Raw genomic sequence first — 17,010 nt, 5'->3', positions numbered from 1 at the left:
GTTACTCTCCTTCAACCCGCATGATGCTGGCGACACCCCGCACGGTGTCGAGCTTGCGCAGCGCCTCGACGGTCCCGGTGAGGGAGGCGTCGGACGCGCGGTGGGTGACGACGACGAGAGAGGCCTCGCCGTCGCTGTCCTGCCGTCCCTGCTGGCGCACCGTATCGATGGACACCCCGTGCTCGGCGAACACGGTCGCCACCTGGGCGAGAACGCCCGGTTTGTCGGCGACGTCCAGACTGATGTGGTAGCGCGTGACGACATCGCCCATGGGCGACACCGGCAGGGCGGCATACGCCGACTCGCCGGGCCCCGTCGCCCCGCTGAGCCGGTTGCGGCAGACGGCGACGAGGTCGCCGAGCACGGCGGAGGCGGTGGGTGCACCGCCGGCGCCGGGGCCGTAGAACATGAGCTGGCCGGCCGCGTCAGACTCGACGAACACGGCGTTGTAGGCGCCGCGGACCGAGGCGAGCGGGTGGCTCAGCGGAATCATGGCGGGGTGCACCCGCGCGGTCACGGAGCCCCCGTCGGCCGCCCGCTCGCAGATGGCGAGCAGCTTGATGGTGCAGCCCATCTCCCGGGCGGAGGCGAAGTCGGCCGACGTCACCTCGGTCATGCCCTCGCGGTAGACGTCGTCGAGGCGCACGCGCGTGTGGAAGGCGATCCCGGCGAGGATGGCGGCCTTGGCGGCCGCGTCGAAGGCCTCGACGTCGGCGGTCGGGTCGGCCTCGGCGTACCCGAGGGCGGTGGCCTCGTCGAGGGCCTCCTGGTAGCCGGCGCCCGTGGAGTCCATCTTGTCGAGGATGAAGTTGGTGGTGCCGTTCACGATGCCGAGCACCCGGTTCACCTTGTCGCCGGCGAGGGACTCGCGCAGCGGCCGGATCAGCGGGATGGCGCCGGCGACGGCGGCCTCGTAGTAGAGGTCCTTGCCGTGCTCGTCGGCGGCGGCGTGCAGCGCGGCGCCGTCCTGGGCGAGCAGCGCCTTGTTGGCGGAGACGACGGAGGCGCCGTGCTCGAACGCGGCGGTGATGAGCGTGCGGGCCGGCTCGATGCCGCCGATGACCTCGACGACGACGTCGATGTCCCCGCGTTTGACGAGGGCGGTGGCGTCAGTGGTGACGAGGGCGGGATCGATGCCCTCGCGGACCCTCGAGGGCCGTCGCACGGCGACACCGGCGAGCTCCACGGGAGCGCCGATCCGCGCGGCGAGGTCGTCGGCGTGCGTCGTCATGATGCGCGCCACCTCTGAGCCGACCACTCCACAGCCCAGCAGCGCCACCTTCAGCGGACGCGTACGCATCATCCGACCTCGTTTCCTGAATACCGTCTACGGCTGTTTCCGGTTGGTTCAGTCTCACTCACCGGACCGGGGTTTCTATCCCTGGTCCGGATCGTGAGACATGTATTTCATTTTCGCAGAGGCGGCAGACAGGAGATCTTCCGTCCTTTCCTCTCCGCCGCCCCATTCTCCTTCGCGGCGCCGGTTTCCCGGCCGGCCGCTCAGCCCACGTCGAGCCGCAGCAGGTCCTCCTCCGTCTCCCTGCGCACGACGACCCTCGACTCCCCCTCGTGCACGACGACCACCGGCGGCCGCAGCACGTGGTTGTAGTTGCTGGCCATGGAACGGCAGTACGCCCCCGTCGCGGGGACGGCGACGAGGTCACCGGGCGCCAGGTCCGACGGCAGGAAGGCGTCCTTCACCACGATGTCCCCGCTCTCGCAGTGCTTGCCGACCACGCGCGCCAGCATCGGCTCGGCGTCGCTGGCACGCGAGACGAGCGCGACGCTGTACTCGGCGTCGTACAGCGCGGTGCGGATGTTGTCGGACATGCCGCCGTCGACGGAGACGTAGGTCCGCAGCCCGTCGAGCGGCTTGACGGTGCCCACCTCGTACAGCGTGAAGGCGGTGGGTCCGACGATCGCGCGGCCCGGCTCGACGGAGATGCGCGGGGTGCGCAGCCGTGCGGCCTCGCACTCCCGGGTGACGATCTCGGTCAGCGCCTTGGCGATCTCGTGCGGCTCGCGGGGGTCGTCGTCGCTGGTGTACGCGATGCCGAGACCGCCGCCGAGGTCGATCTCGGGCAGCTCGACGCCGTGCTCGTCCCTGATCACCTTGAGCAGCCCGACCACGCGGTGGGCGGCGACCTCGAACCCCGACATGTCGAAGATCTGCGACCCGATGTGCGAGTGGATCCCGACCAGCTCGAGTCCGTCGAGCTGCAGGGCGCGCCGCACCGCCTCGGCCGCCTGACCGCCGGCGAGCGGGATCCCGAACTTCTGGTCCTCGTGGGCGGTGGCGATGAACTCGTGCGTGTGGGCCTCGACGCCGACGGTGATGCGGATCTGGACCCGCTGGCGCTTGCCGAGGGACTGCGCGATGTGCGCGACCCGCACGATCTCCTGGAAGGAGTCGAGGACGATGCGCCCGACGCCGGACTCGACGGCCCGGCGGATCTCCTCCGTCGACTTGTTGTTGCCGTGGAAGGCGATGCGGTCGGCGGGCATGCCGGCCGACAGGGCGGTGGCCAGCTCGCCGCCGGAGCAGACGTCGAGGTTGAGCCCCTCCTCGTGCAGCCACCGCACGACGGCCCGGGACAGGAACGCCTTGCCGGCGTAGAACACGTCGGCGTCGTCGCCGAACGCGGTGCGCCAGGCGCGCGCCCGGCCACGGAAGTCCGCCTCGTCCAGGATGTAGGCGGGGGTGCCGTGCTGCTCGGCGAGGCTGAGGACGTCGACGCCGCCGACGGTCAGCACACCGTCGGCGTTGCGTGTGACGGTCTGCGCCCAGACCTTGCCGTCAAGGGTGTTCAGATCGGCGGGCGGCGCGGAGTAGTGGCCCTCGGGCAGGACGTCGGCGTGACGGGGCCCGGCGGGGTGGGCGGAACGGCTCATCTGGGCGTGCTCTCTCAGAGGTGATCGGGTGCGTCGATGCCGAGCAGGGACAGGCCGCCGGCCAGCACCGTCCCGGCGGCTTCGGCAAGCGCGAGCCGGGCACGGTGGGCGGCCGAGGGTTTCTCCTCACCACGGGGCAGGACGCCGGGAAGCAGGACGAGGGTCACGTCGGCCAGCGCGAGAAGGTGCCGGGCGAGACGGGAGGGAGCGCCGGCGTCGAGGCCGGGGGTGACCGGCTGCGGGACGTCGATCACGGCCGTGGCCAGGATGCGGGGGTAGTCCGCGAGAAGGGCGAGCAGGTCATGGTCTTCGGGGGCGGTGTTCGCGAGGGCGTCGCGCGGACCGGGGTCGGACCGGGGCCCGAACCCGAGATCGGCGGCGTTGCGACTCACGGCCCGGGTGCGGGCGTGCGCGTAACGGACGCGGAAGAGGGGATTGCTCTCCCGCTGGACCAGATGATCGGCGGTGATCCGGGGCCGGTCGTGCGGAGCCGGATGCAGCAGGGCCCAGCGTGCGGCGTCGGGCCCGAGCGGGGCGGGGTCCTCGGGGGCGGGCGCGGGCCGCAGGGTGACGGGCCCGTCGTGACTGATGTCGACGCGGCCGCCCTGCGCCCCGACGATCCGCGCGAGCGCGTCGGCGACGACCTCAGCCCGCACCTCGTACGGCACCCGCAGCGCGAACACCTGCCCGGCGAGCCTGTCGTCGTGCCCGTACCGCGGCCCCTCGGCGAGAACACGCCGGACGAGGACGGCGGCGGCGGAGCCGTCGAGGCGGAGGTTGAGGAACCCGGGCCCGGTGATCTCGACGCCGGCGACCCCTTCGGAGGCGGCCAGGTACGACCGCAGCACTTCGGCGACACGGAGCGGGGGCTGCCCGGCCGGGCGGGCGAGCTGCAGGGCGATGTTGGTGGCGTAGTCCCCACGCCCGCCGGGTCCCGGCGGCGCGACCACGGCACGTGCGGGAACGGCCACGCTGAGCTCCCCGGCCTCCACGGCACGACGCACCGCGCACAGCACGGTACGGGAGAGCTCGACGGGGGTCACGGCACAAGCGTAGGGGAGAAGGGGGGCGGGTATGCGAACCGGTTTCCGAGAGGTCCGCAATGTGGACGCCAGCACGGAGGGGGGCCGCGGGCGGCCGGGCGGGGATGGGGATGCTGGGTGCCGCCGGGGGCGGAGGGAGCCGCACGGAGTGCAGGGGGCGAGAAGCACAGCCCCAGGCACAGGCACAGGCACAGGCACGACTGCGCCATGCTCGCGCCATACTCGTCGAAACCCGGCCCCTTCAGGTCCCTACTGCGGTCATGCTTTCAGGTCCCTACTCGGTCATTGGCCCCGCGCCGGACCCGCCCCCCGTCCCGGCCCCCACGCCCTCCCCCGCGCCGCTCTCCCGATCCATCAAGGTCCGAATGAGCAGAACGAGTTCGGCGGGATCGAAGGGCTTGGCGAGGAACGCGTCGACACCGACCTCCAGACCGGCCTCCACCTCGTACTGCGTGCACGCACTGATGATGGCGAGCGGAAGATCGCGCGTCCGCGGATCGGTACGCAGTCGAGCGGCGGTACGCAGCCCGTCGAGCCGCGGCATGGCGACATCGAGGGTCACGAGATCGGGTCGCACCTGATGGACGACTTCCAGACACTCGACACCATCGGACGCGGTCACGACCTCGATGCCCTCCAGCTCGAGGTTGACCCTGATCAGCTGCCGGATGACCTTGTTGTCGTCGACAACAAGCACCCGGCCCGACGCGCCTGGCACACCTCGAGAGTAGGTCGGGACCGGCCACCGCGTCCGGGTTTTCCCCACTTCCACCCCTCGCGGGCGACGCTCCGGCCCGCGGAAACACGTTCATGAACACCCCGAGGGAGCTGGTAGTGTTCTACCCGTCGCCGCGAGCAAACAACTCCGGCCCGACACGCCCCCGTAGCTCAGGGGATAGAGCAACGGCCTCCGGAGCCGTGTGCGCAGGTTCGAATCCTGCCGGGGGCACTGCAGGCCAGAGGGCTAAAACGCCAACTGACCAGCGCAGATGCCAAAACGAAGTAACTGCAGCTATATGCAGCCGAGGGCCAGCGAAAGCAGCCGTAGGACGCACACTGCGGGACATACGCGGGATCGGACATTGGGTTACCAAACGCCCGATCCGCCACATAGCAAACGCCCCGAGGGTTCACCCCCGGGGCGTTCAGTGTGATCATCGTCACTCGTATTCGAGCAACAGATCCTCGATTCGTTTGTTGGCCACCACATGCCTCCCATGGAGACACTTCGCATACCGAGCCAACAGCACCTCCACGGTGTTTCCGGCTCGCTCTGCGACCTCCGTCGGATCGACTCCGGCGTTCAGCCACGTGGACAGCGCCGAGTGGCGCAGGTCGTACGGACGGTCCGCAAGTGGACTCGCGACGAGTTCCGGTGGCAGGCCAAGCTCTCGGGCCTCGGCCCACACGCGCGAGTAGGTCGAGGAGCCGACCAGTCCGCCTCGCTCGTTGAAGAAGAGTCGGCCGTCATCTGCCGTGCCGAACGTGTCGATGCTGTCGCGCCAGATGGCCACGAGGGCCGGCGGCAGAGGCGTCGGACGCACCTCCTCGGGATCGCGGTTCTTCAGCCCGCGGTCGTCGTGGACTTCGCCCGTCTTGGTCCACTTCTTCCCTGCCGTCGGTCTGGTCCGGTGGAGGTTCGCCAGCCCCCAGCCCTCCTCGGGGAGGTGGCAGTCCTGGACCGCGACGCCGACGGTCTCCGCCGGGCGCATCCCGGCGTAGTACATGCCAGCGAACATGCCCACCAGTCGTCTGCCCCTGGCTCGGTGGTAACCGCCCACGTACGACACAGCGCCGATCAGGTTGCCGGCCTGCTTCGGGTTCGCCACGACGCGGGGGTCAACGGCAACGATTCTTGACGGTTTCTGCATGGAAACCGAGTTGACGGGATTCTCGTCGAGCTTGCCCAGCTCCGTGGCGTAGTTGAGCGCGTTGACGAGGACCTTACGCTTGCGCTTGAAAGTTTCACTCGACGCCGCTTCTCCATCGAGTTTCAACTTGAGCGCTTCCAGCACTCCTCGCATAACTGCGGGCTTGGCCAGATCGGCAAGCGGCGGAGAATTTCTGGCCACCCAGTCGACCACGGCTCTGACCTCGGGCGGGATTTCGCGATCTTCCGGGCCGGGAAGAACGAATGCGCAGTCCCGAAGCGCCCGCTGCATTGCTGTATCCGTCGGCCGGCCGGGCCGCTTCGGCATGAGCGCCTTTGTGACACCCGTCAGCGCCTCATTGATCTCATCCCGATAGTTCGGCGCTGCATGCGGCCACTTCACCTTCAGATACTTCAAGGCGAAGGCGTACCAGGTGAGAGCCGGCGCCTTTTCCTCCATCGATGGAGGAAACCCTGTCTCTGTGTCGAACTGCTCCCCATTCTCCTGGGCCATGAGGAGTTGCGCGCGCAGCTTGTCGGCAAGCCCCTTAGTGCGACGTGAGCGGGATACCTCGCGCCCCGCCACGACCCAGCGCACCTCATAGGTGTCCTTGCCCTGGCGCTGCTTTACCCTAACGTCCCATATCCGAACGTCGGTCGTCTTCAAGCTGCGGCTTCCTCTCTCTCATGCAGCCATTCCATAAATACGCTCCGCCAGACGCGCAACTCGCCGTTCGGGAGCTTCAGTACCGCAGGTCCCGTGCCCATCTCTCGCCACCGATAGAAAGTTCGGCGGGAAGTCCCTTTGAGCTCCGCCAGCACCTCGGGGACAGTCATCAACTCGTCACCTTTATCGCCCTTCCTCACTCAGCGCCTCCCGCGCCGAGCCGCCAAGAATCGAAGCGCCGCTGTGCAGCAGCCGGTACGCCATCAGGCACGAAGAAGCTTTGCGGCCAGTGCGCACGACTCGGTTTTTGGGCAGGGGGTATCACGAAAGGGCGCATGAGGGTTCCTTACGAGGTGGCGCAGAATCCACCGCGCTGCGGCGGGCGAATGACCGTTTGGCGCGGTTGGTGCCTTTCTTGGATTCACGGGGTCTGGTCCTGCGCGCTGAACAGGCGCTAGACGACGTCTGGGCACCAGGACGGCGCTGTCCGCTCCAGGTCCACCGCCAAGTAGCCGGTGCGAACGACATCAATACTCCGGACGATCGCCGGTTTGGCTAACCGGCGATCGTCGGCTATGTTGCGCGCCGCCCGCACAAGGAAGTCTCCGGACACTCCTGGAGGAGAAGCTCAGGAGACCAGCCGGTACGACCAGAGACCGAAGGGCGCGCCGTCCGTCACGACTACCAGGAGCCCATTGTCAGAGAGCCGGTCGAGGCTGCGAGCCACGACGCACTCGGGAGCACCAAGGGCTCGGGAGACGTGTCGGGGTGCGGCTCCGGGGTGTGTCGCGATGTGCGCGAGCACCGCTCGCTTCCGGCGGTAGCCGCGTGCAGCAAGTCCTCGCCGAACAGCCTGGTCGCACAGGGCTGTAGAGACGGCGCCGTAGTCGCCTCGCTGCTGTGTGGTCGCGTTCAGGGCGCCAAGCGCCAAGCGGATGGGAGAAGTGAAACAGGCGGATCGGAGAGCGGCATTCGACATGTACTCCTGGGGGCGGGATCTCTGCGACGAGGCCGAGCAGCACGAGGTACCAGCTACCGTTATGGCCGACCTGTCTGTTGGTCGGCCCGGAGGCCCGCCTGCTGACCTGGTGTTTCCGGGACGTTGTACGTTGACATGATCCCGGACCACGTTCCAGTGTCTTGGGGCTCTTTCTCGTCTGCCGTGGGCGAATCCGGCGGGAGACTGTCCTTTGACAGCCAACTCAGTCCGGTCGAAAGCTCCTGACCTGCGACCCTGCGACGACTGGATTGACTGTCAAAGCCCCCGCGGTATCGAAGCGCAGCAGGTTGAGTCCGCTGACCTGGGACGACTCGGTTGGATGGCAAGGATCGGCGTCGACTGGGTTCGCTGTCGAAGGACAGAGACGCCCAGCACTGCGACGGCTGTGGCTGGGCTTATCCGGCATCGCAGGTCTCCCTCGCCCTGATCGCGTAAGGGCTGGGCGATCTCATCGATGGCAGCTTGGTCGCCACCGGCCCGGCCACGCCACCTCGGCTTGGCGGAGGTCCGCCCTCAGCCCGACGACGGATGCTTGGACCTGCGCGTGGGTAGCGGATTCACCGAAGGCAGCGTAGCCGCGGCAAGCAGTGCCACTCGCCGCCCAGGGGGGTGACGCCGCGTGAGAGCCAGCGCGGATCCGACTTCACGGAGGGTGCGTACAGGCGTCCACTGCCGAGAGCGCGCTGAAGAGGTCGGAAAACGGCCTCTCTGCCCCGACCCCAGGTCGATTGTCAGTGGCGTCTGTCAGGGTATGTGCAATGCGTGGCGAGACGAGGGGCGGCATAGGTGTTTCAGCGTGATGACTCGGGAGTCGCCGAGTCATTCGATCTTGATTCGTTGACGGTGGGTGACCGCCTGCGCCTGTTCAATTTCACGCAGCGTGATGATCCTTTGGCATATCTGTGGGTGCTGCGGGCGATGAACGTGCTCCGGGCCGTTCACCAGCTGCAGGTCCACCCCGACGACGTGGCGAACGCACTGAGCGAGCTCGCGGTAGCGCACGATGAGGTGCCGTCCGCCGCGGACTTGAACCTGCGGGGCATGCTCGACAACCTCTCCTCGGACACTGAGCAGGTTCTCTACCGGGTGGAAGACCCGTTGCGTTGCGGCAATCTGGCCGCGTACCGAAACCGGCAGTCGGTCTACCAGTTCACGGAGATCGGCTACCGCGTCTACTGCGCGGTGGAAGAGGTCATCGGCTCCCGGGTACAGGACGCGAACCTGTCGCGGCTGGTGTTCGCCGACATCCTGGCGGACTTCAAGGCGCTGGCGAGTGCGAACCGGGAGGGCGACCAGGACGAGGTGTATCGCAAGCTCGCCCGGCTGGACAACGTGCTGGAGGACATGACGCAGCGGGCGGCACGCTTCTACCTGACCCTCAACGATGTGGCGCGTACGACGGACGTCTCCCCTGAGACGTTCCTGCGGTACAAGCACGCGCTGCTGGCGCACATGAGTGAGTTCACGGCAGAGCTGGAGCGTTACGCGCCCCGGCTGGCCGAGGCCGTGTACGAGGTGGAAGACAGCGGGGTGGAGACGCTGTTGGAGCGGGCCGCCGCGGTGGATGAACGGCCGATGATGCGGCCGGCCGCGCGGCTTGAGGACTGGCGGCGGCGGTGGATGGGGCTGCGCCAGTGGTTCTTGGCCGACAGCCGTGGGGAGACGAGGGCCGCTCAGCTGCAAGGCGCCACTCGCACTGCCATCTCCGGGGTGATTGCCCTGCTGCGGCAGGTGACGGAGTCACGCCGAGGTGGGGTGAGCCGGACCACCCAGCTGCGGCATCTGGCCGCCTGGGCTGCGGCTGCGCCGGACGAGCAGGCGGCGAACGCGCTGGTGTCCGCCGCTTTCGACTTGCGTTCGGTGCGGCATCTGTCGGGTGCCCACGACGACGATGACCAGATTTCGCCGCGGGCGACGTGGTGGGATGCGCCTGGTGTGGAGATCAGCGTCAGCCTGTTCCGGCATGGCAAGCGGCCTGCGCCGGGCGGGCCTCAGCCGATCCGGACGCCTCGTGGCGCGCACGCCCGGCTGCGAGAGCAGCAGCTGGCGGCTCGGGCCGCGGACCGGGAGGCCGCCACGGATCTCCTGGACCGCGGTCCCCACGACCGGGTGCTGAGCGAGGCGGAGACCCGAGCCGTGCTCAAGCTGCTGACCCGTGCCCTCCAGGCACGAACCGTCGTCGCGGGACGGCTGCGTTCGGGTACCGGCAGCAGCGACGTGCTGACGCTGCGTCTGGTCCCGAACGAGCGCGGCAGCCGGCTGCGGACCGAGACCGGCACACTGCACCTGCCCGGCTTCGCCCTGGAGATCAAGCCCCACGGTGCGATGCGCCGGCGCCGAACGGAGAAGCCCTGATGCCCGCCCATCGCGTCGCCTCCTCGGTGGAGCCTGCGGACCTCGGCTCGTACCAGCAGGCTGCCCGGCTCATGCTGTTGCACGGCGTCGTCACCGAGAGCTACCCCCGAGCCAAGGCGCTCGCTCTGGTGCTGCAGTGGTCAGAGGAACTGGCCAAGGACTTCCGTGACTTGTTCGGATACTCCTTGCAGACCAGCGCCCGGCACGCACGGCTGCTGAGGCGGCTGGACGCGTTCGATGCCAGCCAGGCGTTCCTCACGGTGAAGAGCAAGAGGCCGTTCGACCGGCGGCGTCTGGCCTACCTGTGCCTGATCCTGGCGTGCTTGCACCGATCACGCATCGAGATCAACCTCGCCGATCTCGTCAAGCTGCTCACTCCGTCCGCCAACGCGATCGAGCACCTGGGCTTCGATGCGACCGCGCCGGGACACAAGGACGCGGTCGTGGATGTGATGGACTGGCTTGTCGACCGGGGTGCGCTGCGGATCTCCGATGGTTCTATGGAGGACTGGGCCCGTGACCACGACCGCGGCGATGCGCTGTTCGACATCGACCACGACACCTGCGCGGCGCTTTTCAGGCCGAACAAGCCGCTGCAGCACCTGGTCAGCGCTGCCGGCCTGCTGGACACCCCGACCGCCGGCACCGGACGTGACCCTCGTCGGCGGTTTGCTGCCCAGCGAGCTCGCCGACTGCTGATCGAGTATCCGGTGGTGTATTTCAGCGACACCGACGCGGAGACGGCGATTGCGCTGCGCCAGCCCACCCTGGCGGAGGACATCGCACGGCTGACCGGATTGCCGGTCGAGCGCCGCGCAGAGGGGATCATGCTCGTCGACACGACAGGGCACTTCACTGACAAGCGATTCCCCGGCCGCGGCGGGGCGGTCAACCGCACGGCCGGGCTGATGCTCGCGAAGATCGCGGACTTGCGGGAAGACCCGGACCGGGCCGCCAGTCTTCAGTACCTCCTGCCCGCCGGACCAGGGGAGGAACAAACGGACCTGCTGAGCCGCATCGACATGGCTCTGCCGCAGGCCGGCACGCTCGCAGCCTTGGCGCAGGACCCACATGCGGACGCTGGCTGGCACGCGGACGATGCCGATCCGGACGTGCCGGTGCATGAAGGGCAGACGGGCCTGCCTTTCGTGGAACACGGCACGTTGGAGCAGATGATCAACGAGCTCTACGAAGAGTTCGGCCCCTCCTCCTTCACCAACAAGTGGCAGGCCGACCCCGGCGGCCTGCTGGCAGAAGCGGTCGCGCTCCTGGCCGACCTGCGTCTGGTCCACACCGTCCCCGGCGGGATCCTGGTCCGGCCCGCGGCCGGCCGCTACCGCAACATCACCGCCGTCCTGCCGCGCCCCGCGCACGGCCAGTTCGCTCTCGACTTCCCCCTTGAGGACACCTCTCGATGACTCTCATCCCCCACTCCCGCGCCGCTGACGAGTCGGAGGTTCGCTTCAAGCCCACCCGCGCCGGGGTGATCGGCCTGTGGGACTACACCGACGAGGAGTTCGTCTTCGCCGATGGCCGACTGGTCCTGCGGGGGCACAACGGCTCCGGCAAGACCAAGGCCCTCGAAGTGCTCTTCCCCCTCGTGCTGGACGGTGTCCTCGACGCACGGCGTCTTGATCCGTTCAGCGGCGAGGAGCGGACCATGAAGTCGAACCTGCTCTACAAGGGGCAGGAGTCCGCCTACGGCTACGTGTGGATGGAGTTCGCCCGCACCGCCCCGGACGGGGAGGTCCTCGAAGCCGTCACCGTGGGGATCGGCATGCGGGTGACCAAGGCGATGTCCACACCCGCGCGCTTCTTCTTCGTCACCGACGGCCGAGTCGGCATCGACTTCGGCCTGCTGGACGGCGCCTCGCGCCCGCTGCGGGAGAAGGCCCTGGAGACGCTGCTGGGCAAGAAAGCCATCTTCAATACGGCGGAGGCATATCGGGAAAAGATCGATGACCGGCTGTTCGGGCTGGGCCGTGAGCGCTACAGCCAGCTGGTCAACCTTCTGCTCCAGCTGCGGCGCCCGCTGCTGGCCAAGGATCTTGACCCGGTCAAGCTGTCCGACACCCTTACCGCCGGCCTGCGCCCCGTCGACGATGACCTCATCCTGCAGGCCGCCCGCGACTTCGAGAACCTCGCCGAGATCCAGGCGCTCCTCAACGCCTTGACGGGGGCGGATACCGCGGTCCGTAACTTCCTGCGTGAGTACACCACTTACCTGCGCGCCCATGCCCGTGACCGCGTCGACCAGGTCACCGTGCGCATCCAGGACACGGCCGCCCAGTGCGAGAAGATCATGGAAGCCGCGCAGGACCGCCGCACCTCGGAGCAGCAGCTGGCTTCCGCACAGCAGGAGCGGGATGCCGCCGAACGCCAGTGCAACGAAATCGGCGCCCGCTTGGCCGAGTACAAGAACCACGACGCCATCAAGCAGCGGGACGGGCTCAGAGAACTGCGCGAGCGCGTACGCGCAGAACGCCGGGGCATCGCCGACAGCGAACGCCACCTCAACCAGGCCCAGAAGAGCTTGGCGGCCCTCAAGGGGGAGGCGGAGCGCGCTGTCCAGCGGCATGACGAGCTGTGCAAAGCGGCCTCCCGGCACACCCGTAACCTGATGGACGCCGCGCGCCGCTGCGGCATCCTGCACGACGACGCCACGCTGGATCTTGGTGCCGAGCTGGACGCAGACGTGGCCGGTCGCGTAGCCGCGCGGCGCAGCGAACTGGAGGACGTACGCGCCCACCTCGCCGCGTTTGAGGACGCCAAGAAAGACCAGGACCGCGAGCAGGACCACTGGGACGCGGCCAGCGGTGAGCTGACCGAGGCCGAGCGGCAGTCCGCCGCAGCCGCCGAGCAGCTCGAGACCGCCCGCACCACGGCCAGTCAGAAGCTGGACGAATTCATCAGCCGCTGGAGCAGCGGCGACGGCATCGCGGTCCTGGCTGCCACCGACGGTGACGCGCTGCGCGCGGCCATCGACGCCGTGGGGGAACCAGAAACGGCCCCGCTGCCGGAGGTGTTTCATTCCCTCACCGACCAGCGCCGCACTATGGCCATGACCCGCGTCGAGACCTTGAAGCGGGAGCACAGGGACGCTGCGGATGCTCTGCGCAGCAGGCAGGATGAGCGCGACACCGTGGCCGCCGAGGCCGATGACGCGCCCCCACCCAGTGACCTGCGCCCTGCCAGCCGCGTTGACCGGCCCGGCGCCCCGCTGTGGCAGCTCGTGCGGTTCGCCGATCACATCCCCGACAACCACGCAGCCGCCGTGGAGGGCGCCCTGTATGCGGCCGGCCTGCTCACCGCCTGGCTGCACCCCGACTCCGCACTGACCGACCAGGCGCTGCACGACAAGGTCGCCGACGCCTACCTGCGCCCGCTGCCTTCCGCGCAGCGTCCGAGCGGACGAACCCTGGCCGATGTGCTGGTCGTCGAAGATCAGCAGTCCGTCGACGCCGCGGCCGTCCAGGCGGTCCTGGCATCCATCGCCATCACGGACGACATTCCTGCAACGGGCGACGCGCTGTCCCATCCCGCGGTCACGACGGGCTCACACTTCTGCCTCGGCGTCCAGATCGGCGCGCATCCCAAGGACCAGCCGGAGTACATCGGGGCCACCGCGCGAGCCGCTCGTCGGCGTGAACGGCTGCGCCTGCTCGACGAATCCATCACCGCCCTGGAAACTCAGCTCGCCGACATTGAAGAACGGCAGCGGTACGCGCAAGAAGCATTCGACGACTTCGACCGCGCCAGGAACGAGCTCCCCCGCACCCAGCCGATCACCGATGCGGTAGGCGAGGTGGCCGTGGTGGCGGAGAAGGTCGCCGGCGCCCGCCGCCGCCTCACCGAGGCCCGCAAACGGCTCGACGGGGCGATCGCACGCGCCCATGAGAAAAACCGGCAGCTTCGGCAGGCCGCCACGGCCGCACGGCTGCCCACCGTCCGTGAGGAACTGAACAACGTCGCCCAGGCCATCGGCGACTTCGCCGACGCCGGCAAGGCGCTCTCCACCTGCCGTGAGCAGGCCGACGCCGCCGAGCGCGACATCGCCGGCCGCAGAGAGATCATCGCAGCGCACACGGAGTCCTGCGCAGAACAGGCTGAGGCGCTACAGGCGCGCAAGGATGAGTTCGCCGTTCAGGAGGAACGTCTACACACCCGGGAAGCGACGCTCGAAGCCCCACTTCAGAAGCTTCTGCAGCAGATCGCGGACGCGGAGGAGCAGCTCGCCGCGGCACAGAAGACGTACGGCCGTGCGAAGAAGGACGCGGAAGATCAGCGAGACCGGCTTCTGAAGGCTGACCATGCCCTGGAGTTCGGGCGTACAGCGCTGGCCACGGCCGTGGCTGAGCAGATGCGCACCACGCTCACTCTGGAGCCGTATGCCCGGCCAGACCTTCTCGGCCTCCTCGAAGCGAACGCCGAGACCGTCTGGCTGCCGCACGACATGTGGCCGAGCCCCGAGCAGGCCGTCCAGGCCCTCATGGACCGCCTGACCTCGCCCGGCGCTTCCCTCACAGGCGTGGAGGCCGCCCGGAACGTCGTCCCCGCATCCGTCGCCTCCCTGATCAACGCGCTCGACGAGGCGACCCGAGGCCGGCCGATCACCGCGAGCCTCCTGAAGACCGTGACAACCAAGATCTCTACCGCTATCACCGCGCTGGAGGCAGCCCTGCTGGAGTCCGATCAGGGCTACCTCTTCGAGTGGGAGCCGGCCGGTGACATCATCCTGGCCCGGGTCACCGACAGCGAAGGGCCGGCTCCCGTGGCGGACTTCGCCCGCCGCCTGGCCGAACAGCTCGCCGATCAGAGCGTGCTGCTGGAAGACAAGGAACGGACCGTCCTGGAGGACGGCCTCCTGACCGGGCTGGCCGAACAGATCCACGACCGCACCGTCGCCGCCCGCGACCTGGTCAGGAGCATGGACGCCGACACCCGCTCCAAGCCGATGTCCTCCGGCACGACGGTGGGCATCAACTGGGTGATCTCCGACGCGCTCACCGACTCCCAGCAGGCCGTCAACAAACTGCTCGACAAGGACGCCTCCGGTCTCGGCCCGGCCGGGCTGGCCGAACTCCGCTCCCACCTGCGCAGCCAGATCCGCGCCAAGGCCGCTGCCGACAAGAAGAGGAGCTACCAGCAAGTGATCGCGGAAGTCCTGGACTACCGCGCCTGGCGCAAGTTCGAGCTCCGTCTGTTCCGGCCCGGCATGAGCGAGGAGGAGCGGAAAAAGGGAGAACTGCTCACCAAGGCCAAGCACAGCGTGATGTCCGGCGGCGAAAAGTCCGCCTCCATCCACCTGCCGCTCTTCGCAGCGGCCCACGCCCAGTACACCTCCGCGTACCCGACCTGCCCGCGGCTGATCGCCCTTGACGAGGCTTTCGCCGGCATCGACGAGAAGTACCGCCCCGACCTGCTCGCCCTCACGGCCAAATTCGACCTCGACCTCTTCATGACGGGCTACGACCTGTGGATCACCTACCCCGACGTGCCCCAGATCTCGCACTACGACATGAAGCATGACGAGGCGTCCCACACCGTCTCCGCCATGCTGCTCGTCTGGGACGGCGAACAGGTTCTCGATGACCTTGAGTACCCCGGATCCGACGATCTGGCCGCCGAACTCCTCGGCTTCACGCCCCGTCGGCACGTTCCCGCCCAGGCAGGACTGCTCGCGGACATCCCCGAGGACGAGCCGATGAACGACGAGGCCGAGGAAGCGGAATGACTGGGTCGACAGAGGCGTACGAGCGCTACCGGGCTCCTGAGTTCCGCCGGCTCCTGGCCGCTGCCCGTCGCTCGCTCGAGCGTAACGGCGGCAAGGTCAAGGGCTCCATCGGCCTGGCCAACCCGACCACGGCCGAACGCAACGCCATCATCGGCATCACCGGTACGTACCGGTCGGCCGACGTCCGCCGCATCACCATCCCCCTCTCAGCGTTGGAGCAGAGCGTCCGCAACGTCACGGGCATGTCGCTCCTCGATGTCCTGGAAGGGATCGGCCCCGAGCTTCGCTTTCGCGCCGATGAGCGGACCGCGCTCGATCAGGCACGGCAGTCGATCCTCGCCAAGGGCGAGGCCAGCCCGCTGCACGCCGCGCACTCCTGGTACCGGCAGTGGCTGGCCAGCCTCGCATCATCCGACGGCACGATCACAGCACTGATCAATAAAGAGGACACCCACCTCTTCAGCCAGGCCGTCCGCGTCCTGGAACACCTCTACAACCGGCCCAGTGACGCTCCACCGATCATGCTCCCTGCCTTGGCCGACGCCACCACAGGAGACACCAAAGCCCTCAACCCCGGCCGCGGCTCGCTGCCGACTCTGGTCCTGCGAGCCCTGGCCATGGCACGTGGAATCCCACTCGAATCAGGAGCCGAGGCTCGGCGCGAGCTGTGGGACGCCTTCGACGTCATCGTCGACGACCTCGCCAGCCGTGTCCTCGTCCTCAACCTCCCCGCGACCGGCCAGGGACTGGGCCAGTGGCTCACCGACGCCGCCCGCTACGGCACTCCCTTCCACGTCACCCTCCACCAGCTCATCACCCTCCCGATCGCCGTGAACCTGCCAACGGTGTACGTCTGCGAAAACCCGGCTGTTCTCCGCCGCGCCGCCGGTGAGCTCGGTGCCGGCAGCCCGCCGCTGATCTGCGCCGAGGGCCGTCCCTCGACCGCCTTTCACCGGCTGGCGCGACTGATCATCGAAACTGGCGGCATCTTGCGCTATCACGGGGACTTCGACTGGCCCGGCATCGACATGACCAACCAGCTCCGCGCCCGCTACCAGGCCGAACCCTGGCGGATGAGCGCCGCGGACTATCTCAGTGCTGTTCGCGCCGACAGCGATCACGTCCCCCTGAGCGGCAAAGCACAGGACACCGCCTGGGAGCCAGGACTCGCTGAGGCCATGAAGCGGGAGAACCGCGCGGTCTACGAAGAGGCCGTCGCTGACGTCCTCCTGGCGGATTGGAAGGGCCCGGCCAGGAAGGAGGGCGACGGGCAAGCGCCAGGGCTACGGCACGGCCTCCCCCATGAGATACAAGCGCGTGCCCAGTGACGCTCATCGCTCAAGCACCTTTTTCAGGCCAATGTCGGTCCGCGGTCCACCCAGCCGCTTGGAGCGTCGGATCATGGTCATGCCCTGCGTGGCTTTCGGGAGCGGGGCTGGTTGTCAGGAG

10 protein-coding genes and 1 tRNA gene are annotated in these 17,010 nt (G+C 68.4%); 5 read left to right on the top strand and 6 right to left on the bottom strand.

The genetic code is table 11. The features are described 5' to 3' along the window. Position 1 precedes the first annotated feature (1 nt). The 4 genes from ABT300_RS11635 to ABT300_RS11620 all read right to left on the bottom strand — a co-directional run bounded on the left by ABT300_RS11635 (position 2) and on the right by ABT300_RS11620 (position 4,701). On the bottom strand, positions 2–1,300 hold the full coding sequence (locus tag ABT300_RS11635; RefSeq protein ID WP_351674172.1) for a homoserine dehydrogenase: 1,299 nt from the start codon (positions 1,298–1,300) through the stop codon (positions 2–4). Positions 1,301–1,500: 200 nt separating this feature from the next. Further along, entirely contained in the window at positions 1,501–2,892 is a 1,392-nt protein-coding gene (gene lysA / locus ABT300_RS11630) for a diaminopimelate decarboxylase (RefSeq protein ID WP_351674145.1), read from the bottom strand. Positions 2,893–2,906: 14 nt separating this feature from the next. After that, entirely contained in the window at positions 2,907–3,935 is a 1,029-nt protein-coding gene (gene nrtL / locus ABT300_RS11625; protein ID WP_351674143.1) for an ArgS-related anticodon-binding protein NrtL, read from the bottom strand. A 274-nt stretch (positions 3,936–4,209) separates the two neighbouring features. Further along, positions 4,210–4,701 carry a response regulator gene (locus ABT300_RS11620; protein ID WP_351674141.1) on the bottom strand — a complete coding sequence of 164 codons (492 nt, stop codon included), beginning with the start codon at positions 4,699–4,701 and terminating at the stop codon, positions 4,210–4,212. 111 nt (positions 4,702–4,812) lie between these two features. Here ABT300_RS11620 and ABT300_RS11615 point away from each other — a divergent pair. After that, positions 4,813–4,884 (top strand) — tRNA-Arg (locus ABT300_RS11615). Positions 4,885–5,095: 211 nt separating this feature from the next. On the opposite strand, the gene ABT300_RS11610 is transcribed toward ABT300_RS11615, so the two are convergent. Beyond that, positions 5,096–6,472: a tyrosine-type recombinase/integrase gene (locus ABT300_RS11610; RefSeq protein ID WP_351674140.1), complete on the bottom strand. Its 1,377-nt coding sequence runs from the start codon at positions 6,470–6,472 to the stop codon at positions 5,096–5,098. Then, a complete protein-coding gene (locus ABT300_RS11605; RefSeq protein WP_266965365.1) occupies positions 6,469–6,642 on the bottom strand; it encodes a helix-turn-helix transcriptional regulator in 174 nt (57 codons plus the stop codon). The genes ABT300_RS11610 and ABT300_RS11605 overlap by 4 nt, the downstream gene beginning before the upstream one ends. A gap of 1,616 nt (positions 6,643–8,258) precedes the next feature. Here ABT300_RS11605 and ABT300_RS11600 point away from each other — a divergent pair. Genes ABT300_RS11600 through ABT300_RS11585 form a run of 4 tightly spaced genes read left to right on the top strand, consistent with a single transcriptional unit; the run spans position 8,259 to position 16,889 of the window. Further along, the gene (locus tag ABT300_RS11600) at positions 8,259–9,827 is read left to right on the top strand and encodes a TIGR02677 family protein (protein WP_351674138.1); all 1,569 of its coding nucleotides are present in this window, start codon (positions 8,259–8,261) and stop codon (positions 9,825–9,827) included. Then, positions 9,827–11,245, top strand: coding sequence for a DUF2398 family protein (locus ABT300_RS11595; protein ID WP_351674136.1), 1,419 nt, complete (start codon positions 9,827–9,829; stop codon positions 11,243–11,245). The genes ABT300_RS11600 and ABT300_RS11595 overlap by 1 nt, the downstream gene beginning before the upstream one ends. Next, positions 11,242–15,561: a TIGR02680 family protein gene (locus ABT300_RS11590; RefSeq protein WP_351674135.1), complete on the top strand. Its 4,320-nt coding sequence runs from the start codon at positions 11,242–11,244 to the stop codon at positions 15,559–15,561. The genes ABT300_RS11595 and ABT300_RS11590 overlap by 4 nt, the downstream gene beginning before the upstream one ends. Then, the gene (locus ABT300_RS11585; RefSeq protein WP_351674133.1) at positions 15,558–16,889 is read left to right on the top strand and encodes a TIGR02679 family protein; all 1,332 of its coding nucleotides are present in this window, start codon (positions 15,558–15,560) and stop codon (positions 16,887–16,889) included. The genes ABT300_RS11590 and ABT300_RS11585 overlap by 4 nt, the downstream gene beginning before the upstream one ends. The last annotated feature ends 121 nt before the right edge of the window (positions 16,890–17,010 follow it).

The organism is Streptomyces sp. NPDC001027 (assembly GCF_040299045.1).
GTDB lineage: Bacteria > Actinomycetota > Actinomycetes > Streptomycetales > Streptomycetaceae > Streptomyces.
The sequence above is the reverse complement of the archived record's forward strand: the minus strand, read 5'-3'. Positions and strand labels throughout refer to the sequence as shown.

Bases quoted from the DNA above. Each gene is read 5' to 3' on its own strand.
- ABT300_RS11635 (WP_351674172.1), bottom strand. From the start codon at position 1,300: ATGCGTACGCGTCCGCTGAAGGTGGCGCTGCTGGGCTGTGGAGTGGTC.
- lysA (WP_351674145.1), bottom strand. From the start codon at position 2,892: ATGAGCCGTTCCGCCCACCCCGCCGGGCCCCGTCACGCCGACGTCCTG.
- ABT300_RS11605 (WP_266965365.1), bottom strand. From the start codon at position 6,642: ATGACTGTCCCCGAGGTGCTGGCGGAGCTCAAAGGGACTTCCCGCCGA.
- ABT300_RS11595 (WP_351674136.1), top strand. From the start codon at position 9,827: ATGCCCGCCCATCGCGTCGCCTCCTCGGTGGAGCCTGCGGACCTCGGC.
- ABT300_RS11590 (WP_351674135.1), top strand. From the start codon at position 11,242: ATGACTCTCATCCCCCACTCCCGCGCCGCTGACGAGTCGGAGGTTCGC.
- ABT300_RS11585 (WP_351674133.1), top strand. From the start codon at position 15,558: ATGACTGGGTCGACAGAGGCGTACGAGCGCTACCGGGCTCCTGAGTTC.